This window comes from Mycolicibacterium bacteremicum (assembly GCF_002086115.1).
Classification (GTDB): domain Bacteria; phylum Actinomycetota; class Actinomycetes; order Mycobacteriales; family Mycobacteriaceae; genus Mycobacterium; species Mycobacterium bacteremicum.
The window spans coordinates 57,163-77,148 of sequence record NZ_MVHJ01000013.1 but is presented as its reverse complement, the minus strand read 5'-3'; the positions used below and the strand labels follow the sequence as shown (position 1 = coordinate 77,148).

Annotated in this window: 18 protein-coding genes; 12 read left to right on the top strand and 6 right to left on the bottom strand. The window is 67.6% G+C overall.

Features of this window, described 5'->3' with window-relative positions; all coding sequences use genetic code 11:
• Positions 1-13: 13 nt before the first annotated feature.
• Positions 14-1,777, top strand: coding sequence for a DUF3556 domain-containing protein (locus tag BST17_RS16885; protein ID WP_083060001.1), 1,764 nt, complete (start codon positions 14-16; stop codon positions 1,775-1,777).
• A gap of 93 nt (positions 1,778-1,870) precedes the next feature.
• On the opposite strand, the gene BST17_RS16880 is transcribed toward BST17_RS16885, so the two are convergent.
• A complete protein-coding gene (locus BST17_RS16880) occupies positions 1,871-2,668 on the bottom strand; it encodes a FadR/GntR family transcriptional regulator (protein ID WP_083060000.1) in 798 nt (265 codons plus the stop codon).
• A 226-nt stretch (positions 2,669-2,894) separates the two neighbouring features.
• Here BST17_RS16880 and BST17_RS16875 point away from each other — a divergent pair, with 226 nt between their 5' ends.
• The 3 genes from BST17_RS16875 to BST17_RS16865 are packed head-to-tail and all read left to right on the top strand — an operon-like array spanning position 2,895 to position 5,982.
• Positions 2,895-4,043 (top strand): thiolase family protein, encoded by a 1,149-nt coding sequence (locus BST17_RS16875; protein ID WP_083059998.1) that lies wholly within the window; start codon positions 2,895-2,897, stop codon positions 4,041-4,043.
• The gene (locus BST17_RS16870; RefSeq protein ID WP_083059996.1) at positions 4,040-4,837 is read left to right on the top strand and encodes a crotonase/enoyl-CoA hydratase family protein; all 798 of its coding nucleotides are present in this window, start codon (positions 4,040-4,042) and stop codon (positions 4,835-4,837) included. Before BST17_RS16875 ends, BST17_RS16870 begins: the two co-directional genes overlap by 4 nt.
• A gap of 2 nt (positions 4,838-4,839) precedes the next feature.
• On the top strand, positions 4,840-5,982 hold the full coding sequence (locus BST17_RS16865; protein ID WP_083059994.1) for an acyl-CoA dehydrogenase family protein: 1,143 nt from the start codon (positions 4,840-4,842) through the stop codon (positions 5,980-5,982).
• A 64-nt stretch (positions 5,983-6,046) separates the two neighbouring features.
• On the opposite strand, the gene BST17_RS16860 is transcribed toward BST17_RS16865, so the two are convergent.
• Both BST17_RS16860 and BST17_RS16855 read right to left on the bottom strand, forming a co-directional pair.
• The gene (locus tag BST17_RS16860; protein WP_083060111.1) at positions 6,047-6,808 is read right to left on the bottom strand and encodes a fasciclin domain-containing protein; all 762 of its coding nucleotides are present in this window, start codon (positions 6,806-6,808) and stop codon (positions 6,047-6,049) included.
• A 181-nt stretch (positions 6,809-6,989) separates the two neighbouring features.
• Entirely contained in the window at positions 6,990-8,237 is a 1,248-nt protein-coding gene (locus BST17_RS16855; RefSeq protein WP_083059993.1) for an MFS transporter, read from the bottom strand.
• A gap of 82 nt (positions 8,238-8,319) precedes the next feature.
• On the opposite strand from BST17_RS16855, the gene BST17_RS16850 reads away from it, so the two are divergent.
• Genes BST17_RS16850 through BST17_RS16835 form a run of 4 tightly spaced genes read left to right on the top strand, consistent with a single transcriptional unit; the run spans position 8,320 to position 11,698 of the window.
• Entirely contained in the window at positions 8,320-9,276 is a 957-nt protein-coding gene (locus tag BST17_RS16850; protein ID WP_083059991.1) for a GlxA family transcriptional regulator, read from the top strand.
• A gap of 14 nt (positions 9,277-9,290) precedes the next feature.
• Positions 9,291-9,812 carry a gamma carbonic anhydrase family protein gene (locus tag BST17_RS16845; protein WP_207573659.1) on the top strand — a complete coding sequence of 174 codons (522 nt, stop codon included), beginning with the start codon at positions 9,291-9,293 and terminating at the stop codon, positions 9,810-9,812.
• 40 nt (positions 9,813-9,852) lie between these two features.
• Entirely contained in the window at positions 9,853-10,980 is a 1,128-nt protein-coding gene (locus tag BST17_RS16840; RefSeq protein WP_083059989.1) for an NAD(P)H-binding protein, read from the top strand.
• A gap of 7 nt (positions 10,981-10,987) precedes the next feature.
• A complete protein-coding gene (locus tag BST17_RS16835) occupies positions 10,988-11,698 on the top strand; it encodes a CPBP family intramembrane glutamic endopeptidase (protein ID WP_083059988.1) in 711 nt (236 codons plus the stop codon).
• A 57-nt stretch (positions 11,699-11,755) separates the two neighbouring features.
• On the opposite strand, the gene tet(V) is transcribed toward BST17_RS16835, so the two are convergent.
• Both tet(V) and BST17_RS16825 read right to left on the bottom strand, forming a co-directional pair.
• The gene (gene tet(V), locus BST17_RS16830; RefSeq protein WP_165762292.1) at positions 11,756-13,018 is read right to left on the bottom strand and encodes a tetracycline efflux MFS transporter Tet(V); all 1,263 of its coding nucleotides are present in this window, start codon (positions 13,016-13,018) and stop codon (positions 11,756-11,758) included.
• A gap of 41 nt (positions 13,019-13,059) precedes the next feature.
• Positions 13,060-13,854, bottom strand: a complete 795-nt coding sequence (locus BST17_RS16825; protein ID WP_083059986.1) for an enoyl-CoA hydratase — start codon at positions 13,852-13,854, stop codon at positions 13,060-13,062.
• 114 nt (positions 13,855-13,968) lie between these two features.
• Between BST17_RS16825 and BST17_RS16820 the strand changes: the two genes are divergently transcribed.
• The 3 genes from BST17_RS16820 to BST17_RS16810 are packed head-to-tail and all read left to right on the top strand — an operon-like array spanning position 13,969 to position 16,869.
• Complete coding sequence (locus BST17_RS16820; protein ID WP_083059984.1) at positions 13,969-15,051, top strand: CaiB/BaiF CoA transferase family protein; 1,083 nt, start codon at positions 13,969-13,971, stop codon at positions 15,049-15,051.
• A 38-nt stretch (positions 15,052-15,089) separates the two neighbouring features.
• Entirely contained in the window at positions 15,090-15,857 is a 768-nt protein-coding gene (locus BST17_RS16815) for a 3-hydroxyacyl-CoA dehydrogenase (protein WP_083059011.1), read from the top strand.
• 10 nt (positions 15,858-15,867) lie between these two features.
• Positions 15,868-16,869, top strand: coding sequence for an NAD(P)H-dependent flavin oxidoreductase (locus tag BST17_RS16810; protein ID WP_083059982.1), 1,002 nt, complete (start codon positions 15,868-15,870; stop codon positions 16,867-16,869).
• 208 nt (positions 16,870-17,077) lie between these two features.
• On the opposite strand, the gene BST17_RS29875 is transcribed toward BST17_RS16810, so the two are convergent.
• Positions 17,078-17,200 (bottom strand): hypothetical protein, encoded by a 123-nt coding sequence (locus BST17_RS29875; RefSeq protein ID WP_019510862.1) that lies wholly within the window; start codon positions 17,198-17,200, stop codon positions 17,078-17,080.
• 536 nt (positions 17,201-17,736) lie between these two features.
• Here BST17_RS29875 and BST17_RS16805 point away from each other — a divergent pair.
• Complete coding sequence (locus tag BST17_RS16805) at positions 17,737-19,986, top strand: MMPL family transporter (protein ID WP_083059980.1); 2,250 nt, start codon at positions 17,737-17,739, stop codon at positions 19,984-19,986.

Below are 19,986 nucleotides of genomic sequence, written 5' to 3'. Positions count from 1 at the left end.
TAATCTGACCGGCATGGGATTCCTGAAGCAGAACACCCCGGTGATCGATTTCGAGGAGTGGAGCAAGGGCAGCCGCGCCGAGCGGATCGTCCCGATGGCACGACACTGGGCCGAGGTCGGCTTCGGCACGCCGGTCGCCCTGCACCTGTTCTACGTCCTCAAGATCCTCGCCTACATCCTGGTGGCCTGGGTGCTGGTGCTGTCGACGACCGACATCCTCGGCGGATTCACCGACGTCACCTCCTGGTACGCCGAGCCGATCCTGTACCAGAAGGTCGTCTTCTACACGATGCTGTTCGAGGTCGTCGGCTTCGGCTGTGGCTTCGGGCCACTGAACAACCGCTTCTTCCCGCCGATGGGATCCATCCTGTACTGGTTGCGGCCCGGCACCATCCGGCTGCCGCCGTGGCCCAACCGCATCCCGCTGACCAAGGGGGACGGCCGCGGTCCCGTCGACGTCCTGCTCTACGGCGCACTGCTGGTCATGCTCGTCGTCGCCCTGTTGTCCCAGGGCACCGGGCCCATCCCGGAACTGGGCACCGACGTCGGCGTGCTGCCGGTCTGGCAGACCGCCACGATCCTGGGACTGCTGGCGCTGGCCGGGCTGCGCGACAAGGTGATCTTCCTGGCCGCCCGCGGCGAGGTGTACGGGTCGCTGGCCTTCTGCTTCCTGTTCAGCGGCGCCGACATCATCATCGCGGCCAAGCTGGTCTGCCTGGTCATCTGGCTGGGCGCGGCGACGTCGAAGCTGAACAAGCACTTCCCGTTCGTCATCTCGACGATGATGAGCAACAACCCCATCTTCCGGTCGCCGGCGATCAAACGGAAGTTCTTCGAGCACTTCCCCGACGACCTGCGGCCCGGATGGCGCTCGCGGTTCATCGGGCATTTCTCCACCGCCGTCGAGGGCCTGGTCCCGCTGGTGCTGTTCTTCAGCCACGGCGGGGTGGCCGGCGCAGTGGCCGCGGTCATCATGCTCATCTTCCATTTCGGCATCCTGAGCTCCATCCCGATGGGGGTGCCGCTGGAGTGGAACGTCTTCATGATGTTCAGCGTGCTGACCCTGTTCGTCGGGCAGGCACCGATCGGGCTGGGTGACCTGAACAGCCCATGGCCCGTCCTGCTGTTCGCCGTCGTCGCCGGCACCGTGGTGCTGGGAAACCTGTTCCCGCGCAAGGTGTCCTTCCTGCCCGGTATGCGGTACTACGCCGGTAACTGGGACACCTCGCTGTGGTGCATCAAGCCGTCGGCCGACGCCAAGATCGCCGCGGGCATCGTCGCGATCGCCAGCATGCCCGCGGCCCAGTTGGAGAAGTTCTACGGCAGCAAGGAAGCCGCGCAGATCCCGATGTACATGGGATATGCGTTCCGGTCGTTCAACACCCACGGCCGTGCGCTGTTCACCCTCGCCCACCGCGCGATGGCCGGGCAGAACGAGGACGACTACACGCTGACCGACGGTGAGCGGATCGTGTCGACCGCCATCGGCTGGAATTTCGGGGACGGGCACATGAGCAACGAGCAGTTGGTCGCGGCGTTGCAGTCGCGGTGTCACTTCGAGCCCGGCGAGGTGCGCATCGTCATGCTCGACGCCCAACCGATTCACCGGCAGACCCAGCAGTACCGCCTCGTCGACGCCGCGACCGGGGAGTTCGAGCGCGGGTACGTCAAGGTTGCCGATATGGTGACCCGCCAGCCGTGGGATGACACGGTGCCGGTGTACGACGTCGTCACCTCGCCGACTCTGCGTCCAGGGCGTGAAAGTGCGAGTGGCTAGCGCCCTGAGTGCAGAGTCAGCGGCCGGCCCATCACGTCGGGGGTGATCCGCAAGCTCCTCACCCCATCACGTCGGGGGTGATCCGCAAGCTCCTCACCCCATCACGTCGCGGACCTTGACGGTCTCGATGCCCTTCAGCAGCAGCTCGCGTGCGGTGTCCAGATGCTTGCGCCAGTGCGCTTCGGCGGCCTCACCGTCACCGGAGCGCATCAGCGTCATCAGCCGCTTGTAGGAGCGCATCAGCAGGTCGTAGTCCGACTTGGACAGCGGCCGGTTCTCCTTCATCGCGAGCGCGGTGTGGCGCACCGTGATCTCGTGCAGCATGCCGGCCATGATGGTCAGCGTCGCGTTGCCGGACAGCTCCACCACACGCTGATGAAAATCGCCCGAGGTCTCCGCCATCCGGCCCGTCTCGCGGCCGGAGGGGACGTATTCGGCGAGCATCGTGTCCAGTTCGTCGAATGCGGCGGTGTTGCCGGATTCGGTGAGCAACCGCACGGCCATCGGCTCGATGCCCGCCCGCGCGGTCATCACATCGGCGATGGTCGCGCCGGAGAGTTCCAGCAGCAGACCGGCCGGGCGCGCGACGATCTCGGGGCCGGGCACCCGCACCCGGGCGCCGGTGCGCGAGCCGCGGCGCACCTCGACCAGCCGTTCGGATTCCAGGACCCGCACCGCTTCTCGCAGCGTGGGCCGGCTGACGCCGAAGTGGGCCATCAGCTCTGCCTCGTTGGGCAAGAAGTCGCCCTCCTTGAGCTGACCGTCGACCACCATCCGGCGCAACGTCCCGGCGACCAGTTCGGCCGTCTTCGGCGAGCGGATGGGCGCCCCGGCCACCGACGGCACGGCATTCGGGCCGATCATCGGAGAGAGCGGGGTACTGCCGGCCACGGTGCGGCTCCTCTGGACTAACGTGCGAACAGGTATTCAACTCAGTAAACCATGTTGTCGGACACCTGATGTTCATCTGCGTGGCAAGACCTGCGTACCTGGGCGGTACGCGGGTCTCGCGGACGCTCTACCAACCAGTAGGTTGACCTAGTAAACCTTCTGTTCTAGGTTCGATTTTAAGTTCGTCCAGATACGAGCGCGCCTACCACCTTCGAAGGAGAAGTTCATGGCTGAAGCGGTCATCGTCGAAGCAGTTCGCTCACCAGTCGGCAAGCGCAACGGCGCCCTGTCCGGTGTGCACCCCGCCGAGCTGTCGGCCCAGGTGCTCAACGGGCTGGTGCAGCGCGCCGGCATCGATCCGGGTCTGGTCGACGATGTCATCTGGGGCACCGTCATGCAGGCCGGTGAGCAGGCACTCGACATCGCCCGCACCGCCGTGCTGACCGCCGGCTGGCCCGAGACCGTCCCCGGTGTGACCGTCGACCGCCAGTGCGGTTCCAGCCAGCAGTCGCTGCACTTCGCCGTCGCCGGTGTGGTGGCCGGGCACTACGACGTCGTCGTCGCCGGTGGCGTCGAATCGATGTCGCGTACCCCGATGGGCTCCTCGCTGGCCAACGGCGGGCACCCGTACCCGGAGGCCTTCCTGGGCCGCTACGACCACAAGATCCCCAACCAGGGCATCGGCGCCGAGATGATCGCCGAGCAGTGGGGTCTCTCGCGCACCGAGCTCGACGAGTTCTCCCTGCGTTCACACGAGAAGGCCGCCGCCGCACAGGATTCCGGTGCGTTCAAGGACCAGATCGTCGGTATCAAGGACCAGGATGGCAACGTCGTCCTGGAGGACGGTGGCATCCGCCGCGGCGGCACCGTGGAATCCATGGCCGGCATCAAGCCCGCCTTCCGGGAGGACGGTGTGATCCACGCCGGTAACTCCAGCCAGATCTCCGACGGCTCGGCCGCGCTGCTGATCACCTCGGCCGAGAAGGCCAAGGACCTGGGCCTCACGCCGATCGCCAAGGTGCACACCGCGGTGCTCGCCGGTGCCGACCCGGTCATCATGCTGACCGCGCCGATTCCGGCCACCCAGAAGGCGCTGGCCAAGTCCGGCCTGAGCGTCGACCAGATCGGTGTGTTCGAGGTCAACGAAGCCTTCGCCCCGGTGCCGATGGCGTGGCTGAAGGACATCGGCGCCGACGAGAGCAAGCTCAACCCCAACGGTGGCGCCATCGCGCTGGGTCACCCGCTTGGCGGCTCGGGCGCGCGCATCCTGACCACGCTGCTCTACCACATGCGGGACAACAACATTCAGTACGGCCTGCAGACCATGTGTGAAGGCGGCGGCCAGGCCAACGCGACCATCCTGGAACTGCTGTGAGCGACGAAGCGGCGCCCGGAGCGCTCACCGAGAAGCGTGGCAACGTCCTGATCATCACGATCAACCGGCCCGAGGCGCGCAACGCCGTCAACGCGTCGGTGTCCATCGGCGTCGGCGACGCGCTGCAGGCGGCGCAGGACGATCCAGAGGTGCGGGCGATCGTGCTGACCGGTTCCGGGGACAAGTCCTTCTGTGCCGGCGCCGATCTGAAGGCCATCTCGCGCGGGGAGAACCTGTTCCACCCCGAGCATCCGGAATGGGGATTCGCCGGCTACGTGCGGCATTTCGTGGACAAGCCGACCATCGCCGCGGTCAACGGCACCGCGCTCGGCGGCGGTACCGAACTGGCCCTGGCCAGCGACCTCGTGGTCGCCGAGGAGCGCGCGAAATTCGGTCTGCCCGAAGTGAAGCGCGGCCTGATCGCCGGTGCCGGCGGGGTGTTCCGCATCGTCCAGCAGCTGCCGCAGAAGCTGGCCCTGGAACTGGTGTACACCGGTGAGCCGCTGTCCTCGGCGGATGCGCTCAAGTGGGGCCTGATCAACAAGGTCGTGCCGGACGGCACCGTCGTCGACGCGGCGCTGGAACTGGCCGAACGCATTGCGGTCAACGCCCCGTTGGCCGTCCGGGCGAGCAAGCGGGTGTCCTACGGTGCCATCGACGGCGTCGTCGCCGCCGACGAACCGTTCTGGAAGCAGACATTCGGCGAGTTCGCCACCCTTCTCAAGACCGAAGACGCACAAGAGGGACCGTTGGCTTTCGCGCAGAAGCGTGAGCCGGTCTGGAAAGCGAAGTAGCAGTGAAGAGACTGGTTTTCGAAACCGAGCACGAGCAGCTGCGGGATACCGCGCGGCAGTTCCTGGAGAAGGAGTGCCTGCCGAACGTCGAGAAGTGGGAGGCCAACCGCCTCGTCGACCGCGAAGCCTATGTGGCGGCGGGCAATTACGGCCTGATCGGGTTCAACATGCCCGAGGAGTACGGCGGCGGCGGCGTCGACGATTTCCGCTTCAACGCCGTGATCGTGGAGGAGTTCTCGAAGTTCGGCCTGGCCTGCCCGGGTGTGAGCCTGCAGAACGACATCGTCGGCCCGTACTTCAAGAATCTGGCCACCAAGGAACAGCTCGAGCGCTGGATGCCGGGCTTCGCCAGCGGTGAACTGATCGGCGCCATCGCGATGAGCGAGCCGGGCGCCGGCAGTGACCTGGCCGGTATCCGCACCACCGCCGTGCGCGACGGGGACGACTGGATCATCAACGGCGCCAAGACCTTCATCTCGGCCGGTATCAACTCCGACCTGGTGGTCGTGGTGGCCCGCACCGACCCGGAGGCCGGCCACAAGGGCTTCTCGCTGCTGGTCGTCGAGCGTGACACCCCCGGTTTCACCCGGGGTCGCAAGCTGGACAAGATGGGGCAGCACGCCGCCGACACCGCCGAGCTGAACTTCGAGGACGTCCGCGTCCCGAACGCCAACCTGCTCGGCACCGAAGGCAAGGGCTTCTACCACCTGATGGAGAACCTGCCCTCGGAGCGGCTGTCGATCGCCATCGCCGGCGTCGCCGGGGCCCGCGCCACGTTCAACGACACCCTGCAGTACGTCAAGGACCGCAAGGCATTCGGGCAGCCGATCGGCAGCTTCCAGAACAGCCGCTTCGTGATGGCCGAGCTGGACACCGAGCTCGACATCGCCGAGCAGTACGTCGACCGCTGCCTGCGCGCCGTCGTCGACGGGGAGCTCACCGCCGTGGAGGCCTCCAAGGCCAAGTGGTGGTGCACCGAACTCGGCAAGAAGGTCATCGATCAGTGCCTGCAGCTGCACGGCGGCTACGGCTACATGAACGAGTACCGCGTCGCCAAGGACTACGTCGATGTGCGCATCCAGACGATCTACGGTGGCACCACCGAGATCATGAAGGAGATCATCGGCCGGGATCTGGGTCTCTAGGTCTGCGGCACAACGAGAACGGCGCCCAGCTCGGGGGAGTGGGCGCCGTTTCTCGTGGAAAAACCTAGCCGGTGGCGGTCTCGGTGACCGTCACGGTCACCGGGGTCTCGGCCGCGCCCGGAGCGGCCGGGGTGGTCTCGGCGGCCGACGTGCTGGTCTCAGTGGTCGACGTGGTCGTCTCGGTGGCCGACGTGCCGGTCGGGGTCACGCCGGACGGGGCGGTGGCCGGGTCCAGCACGGTGTCGATGATGTACACGCGCATGTGGTCGGCGCCGATGCCGCCGCAGGTGACCTTGGCCTGATCGTTGACGGTCAGGTTGTTCTCATCGCCCTTGACGACGACGGGCTTGCCCTGCTGGGTGTAGATGATGCCCTCGATGTCCTTGGGGCCCAGGATGCCGAGCGCCATGTGGTAGTACACCGCGGCGGTCCCGGCGACCGGATCGGTCTTGAGCGTCTCGAGCTGCTCGGGGGTGAGCTTGGCGAAGGCCTCGTTGCTGGGCGCGAACACGATGTAGGGGCCGTTGTCGAGCACCGAAGCCACATTCACGGCCGGGTTGAGCTGTCCGGAGACCAGCTGGCTGAAGGTGGAGATCTCCGGAATGCTCGCCAGCGCGGCCGAGGACTGCGCCTTGGACAGCACGGCCAGCGATCCGGCGCCGGACGGCACGGACTTGACGGCGTCGCACGCCGGTCCCTTCGGTTCCGGGATCACCATGTTCGGGGTGGTCGGCTCCTCGGCCTGCGCGGTGACTGCGGTCCCCGCGAAGACGATGGCCGCCGATGCGGCCGCGACGCCGAAGAGTTTGCCGGTGCGAGCAAGCACGTGATTTTCCTCCACTCAAGACAGGGTGTCTGATGCCCTGGATGTCGGCGCGCAGCAGCGGGAACGGAAGTGTTCTCCGGCGTTGCTCACCGTCAGCTAACTGATGTTGACGAGCCACGGCGTCCCCGCAGCGCCGGGGCAATGGTATGCGGCGCCGCCGGTCAGGCCAAATGCGCGGCGGTCACCGGGCGGGACGGCGCACGCCGGCGCACAGCAGCGTGGCAATGAAGCACAGCCCGGCAGCCAGGTAAAAGGCGAGGTCATACTCGCCGTGCAGATCACGGATCCAGCCGGCCCCGGCCGCCGCCACGGCTGCGCCCAGTTGATGGGCGGCGAACACCCAGCCGAAGACGATCGGGGCGCGGGTGCCGAAGAAGTCCCGGCACAGCACAATCGTCGGCGGCACGGTGGCCACCCAGTCCAGTCCGTAGAAGATGACGAACACCCAGGTGCTCGGCTCGGCATGCGGCGACAGCAGCGCGGGCAACAGCACCAGCGACAGTCCGCGACCGGCGTAATAGACGCACAGCAGGATCCGCGGGTCGACACGGTCGGTGAGCCATCCGGAGAAGATGGTTCCGACGACGTCGAGCACGCCGATGGTGGCCAGCAGCCCGGCGGCCAGCGTCGTCGGCATCCCGTGGTCATGCGCGGCCGGGATGAAGTGTGTGCCGATCAGCCCGTTGGTGGTCATCCCACAGATCGCGAAGCTGCCGGCCAGCAGCCAGAACGCCCGCGAACGCAAGCCGATCCGCAGACCTTCGAAGGCCGCGCCGAAGGAGCCGGTGGGCACCGTGGCGGGGGCGTCGCTCGTCGCGCCGTAGGCGGTCAGGCCGATGTCCTGCGGGCTGTTGCGCATGAACACCGCCACCAGCGGGACCACCGCCAGCGCCGCGGCGGCCACGATCAGCGACGCCCACCGCCAGCCGTGCGTCGTGGTCACCTGGGCCACGACCGGCAGGAAGATCAGCTGCCCGGTGGCGCTGGCCGCGGTCAACACCCCGGTGACCAGTCCGCGCCGCGCCTCGAACCACCGGGTGGCGACGGTCGCCACGAAACCCATCGAGATGGCACCCGTTCCGATACCGACCAGCACGCCCCACAGCAACACCAGCTGCCAGCCGGCGGTCATCACGATGCTCAGCGCCGATCCCGCCGCGATCAGGGCCAGCGCGCCCGAGAGCACCGGACGGACGCCGAGCCGGTCCATCAGCGCGGCCGCGAACGGGGCGGTGACACCGAACAGGGTCATGTTGACCGACATGGCCAGCCCGACGGTGCCGTGGCTCCAGCCGAACTCCTCGTGCAGCGGCACCATGAACACCCCGGGCACCGACCGGAACGCCGCGGCGCCCAGGAGCGCGACGAAGCTGACGCCGGCCACGACCCAGGCCCAGTGCACCCGACCGGGCGCCCGCAGAACTGTCATGCGTCGACTCTCGCGGTCGGCGGGCCGGCAGACCAGTGGCATAAATGACAGCACTCATCAAAAACATGCCAAACTGAAAGGCATGCACCGTGTCGCCGTGTTGCTGCTGCCACCGGTGGTGGGCTTCGACGCCACCATCGCCCCCACCCTGTTCGGTGGTGCCACCGACGCCGCGGGCGGTCCGCTCTATGAGGTGGTCACCTGCGCCGTCGGGCCGGGCCCGGTGCCCTCCACCAACGGGTTCGCCCTGCTTCCCGGTGCCGGGTCGGAGGCGTTGGCGGACGCCGATACCGTCGTCATCCCCGGCACCCGCTACGCGCCGGCCCGTCGTGACGGCACCCTGGAACCCGCGGTGCGCGCGGCGTTGGACACCATCCGGCCGGGCGCCAGACTGGTGTCGATCTGCACCGGCGCGTTCGTCCTCGCCGCCGCCGGCGCGCTGGACGGCCGGCCGGCCACCACGCACTGGCGCCACGCCGACGCGCTGCGGGCGCTGTACCCGGCGGTGCGAATAGACGAGAACGTGTTGTTCGTCGACGACGGGGATGTGCTGACCTCGGCCGGGCTGGCCGCCGGGATCGACCTGTGCCTGCACATCATTCGGTCCGATCATGGAGTCCAGGTGGCCAACGACGTGGCCCGCTACTGCGTGGTGCCGCCGTGGCGCGAGGGCGGTCAGGCGCAGTTCATCGACCGGCAGGTGCCGGTGTCCGATCACGCCTCCACCGCAGCCACCCGGCAGTGGGCCCTCGATCATCTGGACGAGGAGCTGACCGTGCAGCGGCTGGCGCGGCACGCGCACATGAGCCCCCGTACCTTCAATCGTCGCTTCCGCGCGGAAACCGGTGAGGCACCGGCGAGTTGGCTCCGCAGCCGCCGGCTGGACCATGCCCGGGAACTGCTCGAATCCCAGGATCTGCCCATCGACGAGGTGGCCCGCCGGGCGGGGCTGGGCACCGGGGGCAACCTGCGCCACCATCTGCGCCGCGGAGTCGGGATGTCGCCGTCGAGTTACCGCAAGGTGTACCAGGGGACGTAGGTGACGCGTTTACCATGACGGCCATGCCAGAACCGCTGATCATCCCCATCCAGGGCCGCGCCCCGCAGTTGCACGCCGAATCCTGGGTGGCGCCCAATGCCAGCGTGATCGGACAGGTCACCCTGGCCGCCAAGGCCAGCGTCTGGTACGGCGCCACGTTGCGTGCCGAATTCGAGCCGATCGAGATCGGTTTCGGCTCCAACCTGCAGGACGGGGTCACCGCACACGTCGACCCGGGTTTCCCGCTGCGGGTCGGCTCCGGTGTCAGCGTCGGCCACAATGCGGTACTGCACGGCTGCACCATCGAGGACGACTGCCTGATCGGGATGGGGGCGATCGTGCTGAACGGCGCCGTGATCGGTGCGGGTTCGCTGGTCGGTGCCGGCGCGGTGGTGCCGCAGGGAATGGTGGTACCACCGGGATCGCTGGTGGCCGGGGTGCCCGGCAAGGTGCGCCGTGACCTGAGCGCCGAGGAGAAGGCCGGTAACCAGCTGAACGCGCAGGTCTACCAGGGTCTGATCGAACTGCATCGCTAGCGGAGCTTAAGTTCGACGCGGCCTGGGTACGTTGGGGCGTATGCGGATCTTGATGACCGGTGCGACCGGTTACATCGGTTCCCGGCTGGTCGGTGAACTGCTCGACGCGGGCCACCAGGTGGTGGTGACCAGCCGGAAGCCGGAGCGCCTACGCGCGTACGGCTGGTTCGACGACGTCTCCGTCGTCGAGCTGGATGCGCGCGAGAAGAATTCGGCCACAAAGGCTTTCGCCGACGCCGGGCAGATCGACACGGTCTATTACCTGGTACACGGCATCGGCGATCCCGGATTCCGGGAGATCGACAACCGGGCTGCCGCCAACGTGGCAGAGGCCGCCAAGGACGCCGGTGTCGGACGGATCGTCTACCTGGGCGGGTTCGTCCCGGGTGATGGGGAACTGTCCGATCACCTGGCCGGCCGCGCGGAGGTGGCCGAGGCGCTGACCGTGCCCGGCGGCCCGGAACTCGTCTGGCTGGGTGCGGCGCTCATCTTCGGGGCCGGGTCCACCTCCTTCGAGATCCTGCGCTATGTCGGTGACCGCTTCCCCGTGCTACCCATCCCGAGCTGGATGCACAATCCGATCGACCCGATCTCCATCCGCGATGTTCTGCACTACCTGGTGGCCGCCGCCGATCCGAAGCGGGTGCCGGCCGGCTCCTATGACATCTACGGACCCGAGACCACCACCTACCGTGATCTGCTCGGCAGCTATGCCCGGTTGGCCGGAAAGGTGCGCGTCGAGGTTCCCGTCGGACCGGTGCCGACGGTGCTTGCCTCCAAGGTCTCCGCGCTGGCGCTTCCGGTGCCCGGCAGTCTGACCGCGGATCTGACTGCCTCCCTTGACTATCCGATGGTGGCCAGCGACACCGGTCTGCGCGACCGGGTGCCGGACCCCGACGGCGGTCTGCTCGGCATCGACGAATCCATCCGCCGCTCATTGACGAAGCACCGGCGCCGCCCGGTCAATGATCTGGCCGACCCGCACCACCTGGCCGACACCGACCCGGACTGGGCCGGCGGCGACTTCGCCCGCATCCGGGATCTGACTCCGTCGATCGCCCGGCCGGCGCTGGGCATGCTGGCACCGCTGCCGGGCCCGGCGCGGGCCACCGTGCGGACCGGACTGGACGTGTTGGCCGATATCGCGGCCAAGGTGGACCCGAGGTGATGCCGCCGTGACCCACCCGACGAATTGGACCGGTGAACTTCGGCGGATCGCCGGACGCAAGGCGCCGCCGTCGGACGAATCGGCCGCAGTGGTCGGCCGACGGAAGTTCGTGGTCGGTGCGGTGCTGCTGGTCGGTGCCGCGCTGCTCGGCTATTCACTGAGCAGGCCCCCCGGCGACGACACTTTCATCTGGCTCACCCTGGCGCTGGCCGGGGTGTGGGCCATCGGCGCGTACCTGTCCGGACCGCTGCACATGGGCCGGGTCGACTTCCGCGGGCGGATGCGCCGTCCCGTCATCACCGGAACGGCGATCGGGCTGGGCCTGAGCGCGGTGTTCGTGGTCGGCGGCTTGGTCGCGCGCGAGATCCCCGGCGTCAACGACTACATCCGGCAGGTGCTGGAGTATTCGAAGTCCGGGCCGCTCTACCTGATCGTATTCATCACGGTGATCAACGGACTGGCCGAGGAGATGTTCTTCCGCGGGTCGTTGTACACCGCGCTGCTGCGGCACCGGCCGGTATTGACCTCCACCGTGCTGTACGTGATCGCCACCGCAGCCACCACCGGCAACCCGATGCTCGGCGTCGCGGCGATCATCCTGGGCACCGTCTGCGCGGTTCTGCGTCGCGCGACGGGCGGGGTGCTCGCACCGATGCTGGTGCACTTCTTCTGGGGTCTGGTGATGGTGCTCGCGCTACCGCCGATGTTCGGGGTCTGACACTGCGATTTCGGTGAGGATACGTGCGCTCACCGCACGTATCCTCACCGAAACCGCCTACTGGTCGAGTGGGTGCGCGATCTCGTCGCGGTCCATCCGCGCGAGCAGGTAGGCCGCCGCGCCGAGTAGGACGGGGCCCAATCCGGCGGCCAGATAGATGGTCTCGATGGAGATCACCTTCGACAACGGCCCCACCACCGCCATCGATATCGGCATGAAGACCAGGGATACGAAAAAGTCCAGGCTCGACACCCGGCCGAGCATCTCCGGCGGTACCCGACGTTGCAACAGCGTGCCCCAGATGACCATCGCGGCACCGCTGGTCATACCGACGACGAACGACGCGACGGCCATGACCAGAAACGACGTGGTGTAGCCGATCGCGATGAGCGGCAGATTGCCCACCGTCCAGCACACCATCATCACCGTCAGATAACGCCGCGGCAGCCGCAGCGAGGACACGGCCAGCGCGCCGACCGCGCTGCCGAGGCCGAACGCGGCCAGCACGAACCCGAAGATACGTTCGCCATGGTCGAAGCGGGCGTTGGTGATGAACGGCAGCAGGACTTCGATCGGGCCCATGATGAGCATGACGAATCCGCTGGCGAACAGCAGGGTGGCCAGCAGCCAAGGGGTGCGGACCATGAACAGGAACCCGTCTCGCAGATCCGCCAGCACGTGCGTCTTCTCGTGGGATTCGGCGACCGGAGATGCCACCGGCCGGGTGGCGATCAGCAGCGCCAGCCCGACACCGTAAAGCGCCGCACACAGCACGGCACCGACGGTGGGGAAGGTCGCTCCGATCAGCAGACCGGCCACTGCGGGACCGACGGCCTGCTGCAGTGTCGGGCGCATGACACCCTCGATCCCGTTGGCCGCCAACAGTTGTTCCGGCGGAAGCAGACGGGGAAGGATGGCGCTGTAGGCGGGAAAGAAGAACGCCGCGGCGATACCGAGGGCCGCCGACGCGACGGCCATATGCCACAGTCGCAGCGCGTCGAGCACGCCGAGCACCGCAACCGCGGTCACCGCGACGGTGTTGACCGACTCGACCAGCAGAATGATGCGGCGCTGCGGGAACCGGTCGGCGGCGATACCGCCGACCAACACGAAGGCGACCAAGCCGGCGGCCAGGCAGGTGGCGACCAGCGACAGCGCCGCCGGATCGTTGCTGAGGGCGATGACCTGCAGGGCCATCACCACCGTCCACATGCCCGTGGCGAAGATCGAGCACGCGACCGCGGCGATCAGCAGGCGGTAGTCACGCACCTTGAAGGGTGCGAGAACGCGCCAGCCACCACCCTCCAGTTGCGTACTCACACAATGATGGTCGCTGACCGGTGGCGGTCAGTCCACTGAATTTAGGTGTCGCTGAAGGCGGGCCGCCGGCCGTCCTGGAAAGCCTTGGTGCCCTCGGCGAAATCCTGGGACGTCAGCAGGATCAGCTGCCCCTCGCGTTCCCGTCCGATCGCCGCTTCGAGTTCGGTCAGCGTCGCGTCGTTGATGGCCTGCTTGGTCTTGCGCAGCGCGACGGCCGGGCCGCCGGCCAGCGTGGCGAGCACCGTGTCCACCGCGGCGTCGAGGTCCTCGGGCTTGTGCACCGAGGTCACCAGCCCCCAGTCGTAGGCCTCGGCGGCGGTGATCCGTTCGGCCAGTAGCGCCATCCGCTGGGCCCGGATCCGGCCGACGGCGGCGGCGCCCAGTGCCGAGGCGCCGCCGTCGGGCATCAGTCCGATCTTGGTGAACGCCAGCATGAAAAACGCCTTCTCCGAGGCGAGTACGACATCGGCGGCGATGGCCAGTGACACCCCGACGCCGGCGGCCGGGCCCTGCACCACCGAGACCACGGGCTTGGGCAGGGCGACGATGGCGCGCACGGCGCGGTTGGCGGCGTCGAGCACGACCTCGGGGCCGTTGACCGATTTGGCGGAGACATCCTCGGCGCTGATGCCCGCGCCGGAGCTGAAACCGCGGCCCGCGCCGGACAACTTCACGACGCGGACCGCGGGATCTGTGGCGGCCTGCTCGAGGGCCTCGGCGATACCGGTCAGCATGGCCTCCGACAGCGAGTTCAGCGTGTCGGGGCGGTTCAGTGTCACCGACAGCACGCCGTCTGCGAGCTCCACGGTCAACTGATCGATGCTGCGATACGTCATGGGTACGCCCTCAGGTCTGGCGGGGTGGGTTGCCCGCGGCCGGTCGACTTGGTTATACAAGTAAGCTATGTCGGCGGTCAACTACTCAGTACTCAACGACGAAGGACGGTAGGCATGGCGGGACCACTGCAGGGATTGCGCGTCGTCGAACTGGCCGGTATCGGCCCCGGCCCGCACGCGGCGATGATTCTGGGCGATCTGGGGGCCGACGTCGTGCGCGTCGACCGCCCGACGGCCACCAACGGGGCCATCAAGGACGCGATGCTGCGCAACCGGCGCTCGGTCACCGCCGATCTGAAATCCGAGGAGGGACGCCAGTTCGTGCTCGACCTGGTCGCCAAGGCCGACGTCCTGATCGAAGGCTTCCGGCCCGGTGTCACCGAACGCCTCGGGCTGGGCCCGCAGGACTGCGCCGCGGTCAACGAGAAGTTGGTCTACGCCCGGATGACCGGGTGGGGTCAGGACGGGCCGCGTGCCCTGCAGGCCGGCCACGACATCAACTACATCTCGCTCAACGGTGTGCTGCACGCGATCGGCCGCAAGGGGGAGCGGCCGGTGCCGCCGCTGAACCTGGCCGGAGATTTCGGGGGCGGCTCGATGTTCCTGCTGCTCGGCATCCTGTCGGCACTGTGGGAGCGTCAGACCTCGGGTAAGGGGCAGGTCGTCGACGCCGCCATGATCGACGGATCCTCGGTGCTGATCCAGATGATGTGGGCGTTTCGTGCCCAGGGTGTCTGGTCGGACGAGCGCGGCACCAACATGCTCGATACCGGCGCCCCGTACTACGACACCTATGAGACCGCCGACGGCAAGTACTTCGCGATCGGCGCGATCGAACCGCAGTTCTACGCCGAGCTCCTCTCCAAGCTGGGTCTGGATCCGGCGAACCTGCCCGGGCAGAACGACATCGGCCGCTGGGAGGAGCTGCGCACCGTCTTCACCGACGTGTTCAAGACCAAGACCCGTGACGAGTGGACGGCCGTGTTCGCCGGTTCGGATGCCTGTGCGACACCGGTATTGGCGTTCGGCGAGGTGCTCGACGAAGACCACATCACCGCCCGCGGCACGTTCTACGAGACCCAGCACGGCCTGCAGCCGATGCCGGCCCCGCGGTTCTCGCGCAGCGAGCCCGCCGTGCCGACGCCGCCGCCCCTGGTGGGCGCCGACAACGACGCCATCCTCAAGGACTGGGCCTAATCCCTCCAGACCCCAACAACAACTAAGGAGCACCACCTGTGGAAATCAAGGATTCGGTCGCGGTAGTCACCGGCGGGGCCTCGGGCCTCGGCCTGGCCACCACCAAGCGGCTGCTCGACGCCGGCGCCTCCGTCGTCGTGATCGACCTCAAGGGTGAAGAGGTCGTCGCCGAGCTGGGCGAGCGGGCCACGTTCGTCGCCGCCAACGTCACCGACGAGGACGCCGTCAGCAAGGCCCTCGATGTCGCCGAGTCGCTGGGCCCGGTGCGCATCAACGTCAACTGCGCGGGCATCGGCAATGCCATCAAGACCCTCGGCAAGGAGGGCCCGTTCCCGCTGGACGGTTTCCGTAAGGTCGTCGAGGTCAATCTGATCGGCACCTTCAACGTGCTGCGACTGGCCGCCGAGCGGATCGCCAAGCAGGAACCGCTCGAGGACGGTAAGGGCTCGGCCGAGCGCGGCGTCATCATCAACACCGCTTCGGTCGCGGCTTTCGAAGGCCAGATCGGTCAGGCCGCCTACTCCGCGTCCAAGGGTGGCGTGGTCGGTATGACCATCCCGATCGCGCGGGATCTGTCGCGCACTCTGATCCGGGTCAACACCATCGCGCCGGGCCTGTTCAAGACCCCGCTGCTGGGCTCGCTGCCCGAGGAAGCGCAGAAGTCACTCGGCGCGCAGGTGCCGCACCCGTCGCGTCTGGGCGACCCGGACGAATACGGCGCGCTGGCCGTGCATATCGTGGAGAACCCGATGCTCAACGGTGAGACGATCCGCCTCGACGGCGCGATCCGTATGGCTCCCAGGTAAAGGAACTGTTATGGCACTGGTTACCAAGTTCACCGAGGCCTTCGGTGTGGAGCACCCGATCGCGCAGGGTGGTATGCAGTGGGTCGGCCGCGCCGAACTCGTTGCCGCCGTTGCCAATGCGGGTGGCTTGGGTTTCATCACCGCGCTGACCCAGCCGACGCCGGCGGATCTGGCCAACGAGATCGCCCGCACCCGGGATCTGACCGACAAGCCGTTCGGGGTCAACCTGACGATCCTGCCGTCGATCAACCCGCCGCCGTATGACGAATACCGCCAGGTGATCGTCGATTCCGGCATCAAGATCGTGGAGACCGCGGGTTCCAACCCCGGCCCGCACCTGCCGATGTTCCACGACAACGGCATCAAGGTGCTGCACAAGTGCACCTCGGTGCGCCACGCGGTCAAGGCGCAGACCCTCGGCGTGGACGGCATCAGCATCGACGGTTTCGAGTGCGCGGGCCATCCCGGTGAGGACGATGTGCCGGGCCTGGTGCTGATCCCGGCCGCAGCCAAGGAGATCGAGATCCCGATGATCGCCTCGGGTGGTTTCGGTGATGCGCGTGGTCTGGTGGCGGCGCTGGCGCTGGGCGCCGATGGCATCAACATGGGCACCCGCTTCATGTGCACCGTGGAGTCGTGCATCCACGACAACGTCAAGCAGGCGATCGTCGACGGCAACGAGCGCGGCACCGAGCTGATCTTCCGCAGCCTGCACAACACCGCGCGGGTTGCCTCCAACAAGGTCTCCCGTGAGGTCGTGCAGATCCTCAAAGATGGCGGCCAGTTCGAGGACGTCAAGGATCTGGTGGCCGGTGTGCGGGGCCGCAAGGTGTTCGACGACGGCGATATCGATGCCGGCATCTGGACCGTCGGCACCGTGATGGGTCTGATCGACGACATCCCGACCTGCGACGAGCTGATCAGCCGCATCGTCGACGAGGCCGAGGACATCATCACGGCGCGGTTGGGGGACATGATCAAGCTGGACGAGCCCGAGCAGGTCACGGCCTAGCGTTCAGCCGCCGACGAACGAGACCGCCCGGCCGAGCCCCATAGCGGGTTCGACCGGGCGGTCTTGTCTTTTCACCTGGTCCAGAGACACGACACCGCCCGGACTGCCCCGTGGAGGGCTGATCGGGCGGTGCGGTGTATCGGAAAACCTGGAGAGCCTGACGCCTCCGGATGGGCCACGTCAGGGCCTCGCTGTCACACAGCTGTCGTCAGACAGCTTCAGCGAGATCTGGGAACTGCTCGGAGGTGTCACCCTCGACCAGGACGTCCCCGTGGTAGAGGGCGTCGAAATCAACCTTGATGACATCGGCACTGGTGTCGTCGATCCACATGACACTGAGCGTATGGCCGCTCATTAAGGGTTCCTTGAGGCGCGGCTCGCAATTTCGTGGCAATTCTTACCGGCGGGTAGGTTGCCGCTGCTGGCAGGTTTCAAACATCCATTTTCCGTGTTCAGGAAATAGGCGCTGAACTGCGAATTCGAGGTGTTCTGAAGGCCGATGGACCGGATTCCGAAGTTTGCCGGGACCGCCGGTTCGATTGCCTGTCTCAGCAAATTCTTACTCACGAGTAGGTCGGAGCGTGTGTGAGGCTGTGACGCAGGTTACATGTGTGACTGATGGGACTTGTGTGGCCAAAGATCGGTCGCCGGTGAGCGTCCGCGCCGGATGGGCGGCGGAGCGCCGCCGACGGTGCATCCAGACCGAGGATTCGGCTCCACCAGCGATCTATGTGCACGGTCGAGACGGCCGATGCCGGCCGGTGAACGTCGCGGCCGCTCACGCCGTATGTCGGGGACGGACGGGTCTTGCCGACCTGACTTATCGGTGTTAACTTAACGCCGATACGACACCTGGAGGGGATCCCGATGCTGAACCGAGTCGCCCAGCTCTCGATGGCCGCACCCCGGCGGGTACTGGCCCTGGCAAGTCTGGTGCTGGCGGCCGCCGCCATCTTCGGCGTGCCCGTCGCCACGACGCTCTCGGCCGGCGGTTTCCAGGACCCGACGTCGGAATCCTCGGCGGCGACCGCACTGCTTACCGAGAAGTTCGACCAGGGCGATATGCAGCTGCTCTTCACGCTCAGTTCGCCCGACGGCGCCATGGGTCCGGCCGCCACCGCCGCCGCCACCGAGATCGCCGACCGGCTGAACCGGTCACCACACGTCGCCCAGGTCACCTCGGCATGGACGGCGCCCCCGGGGGCGGCGACCGAACTGCTCAGCAAGGACCGCAGCGCCGGACTGATCATCGCCGGCATCACCGGCGGCGAGAACGATGCGCAGAAGTATGCCGCGGAACTCTCCGACGAACTCGCCCACGACCGGCCCGGGGTGACGGTGCGGTCCGGCGGCACCGCGATGGTCTACGCCCAGATCAACGCGCAGACCGAGCGCGACCTGCTGCGTATGGAGGCCATCGCGATCCCGCTGAGCTTCCTGGTGCTGGTGTGGGTCTTCGGCGGCCTGGTGGCCGCCGCGCTGCCCATGCTGGTCGGGGTTTTCGCCATCGTCGGCTCGATGTCGGTGCTGCGGCTCATCACCTTCGCCACCGATGTGTCGATCTTCGCGCTGAACCTGTCCATCGCGATGGGGTTGGCGCTGGCCATCGACTACACCCTGCTGATCATCAGCCGGTACCGCGACGAGCTCGCCGACGGCGTGCCCCGGGACCGCGCGTTGACCCGCACCATGGCCACCGCCGGGCGCACCGTGGTGTTCTCGGCGACGACCGTCGCGCTGTCCATGGCCGCGATGCTGCTGTTCCCGATGTACTTCCTGAAATCCTTCGCCTACGCCGGGGTGGCCACCGTCGCGTTCGCCGCCGTCGCGGCCATCATCGTGACGCCGGCGGCCATCTGGCTGCTCGGCGAGCGACTGGACGCCCTCAACGTGTTCCGCCGTCACCGCGCGCCCAAGCCCGTCGCGCAACAGTTCTGGTACCGCTGGACACACGCCGTGATGCGCCGCGCGCTGCCGCTCGGACTGGCCGTGGTGCTCCTGCTGCTGGTGCTCGGCGCCCCGTTCCTCGGTGTCAGATGGGGGTTCCCGGACGACCGGGTGCTGCCGGCCTCGGCATCGGCTCATCAGGTCGGCGATCAACTGCGCGAGGACTTCGTCGACAACTCGGCCACCGCGGTCACCGCCGTCATCCCCGACGCCGACGGGCTGACCCCCGCCGAGATCGAGCGCTATGCCGCCGATCTGTCCCGGGTGCCGGATGTGTCTGCGGTCTCCGGCCCCACCGGCGCCTTCGTCGACGGCCGCAGGACCGGGCCACCGGTGGCGGCCACCGGCAGCGCCGAGGGCAGCGCCTTCCTCACCGTCGCCAGCACGGCGCCGCTGTTCTCCGATGCCTCCGAGCGGCAACTCGACGCCCTGCACGCCGTCGCCGGGCCGGGCGACCGCCCGGTGCAGCTGGCGGGTATCGCGCAGATCAACCGCGACAGCGTCACCGCGATCACCGACCGACTGCCCTGGGTGCTGGGCCTGATCGCGGTGATCACCTTCGGCCTGCTGTTCCTGATGACCGGCAGTGTCGTGCTTCCGCTCAAAGCGATTGTGCTGAACATCCTTTCGCTCACGGCGGCGTTCGGAGCGCTGGTCTGGATCTTCCAGGACGGTCATCTCTCGGCGCTGGGGACGACACCCACCGGCACCCTGGTCGCCAACATGCCGGTGCTGTTGTTCTGCATCGCCTTCGGGTTGTCGATGGACTACGAGGTGTTCCTGCTGGCCCGGATCCGGGAGAACTGGCTCGCGCTGCGCGGGCAGGGCCCGGCCCGGCACCAGAACGACGAGGCCGTCGCGCTCGGCCTGGCCCGCACGGGGCGCGTCATCACCGCGGCTGCGCTGGTCATGTCGATCTCGTTCGCCGCACTGATCGCCGCCGAGGTGTCCTTCATGCGGATGTTCGGTGTCGGACTCACCCTGGCGGTGCTGGTGGACGCGACCCTGGTGCGAATGGTCCTGGTGCCGGCCTTCATGCATGTGCTGGGCGGCTGGAACTGGTGGGCGCCCCGGCCGCTGGCCCGCCTGCACGAGCGGATCGGCATCAGTGAAACCGGCGAGCCCGAGCCTCTACGGACGGTCCCGGCGTCGGTGGCGGACACTGGTTAG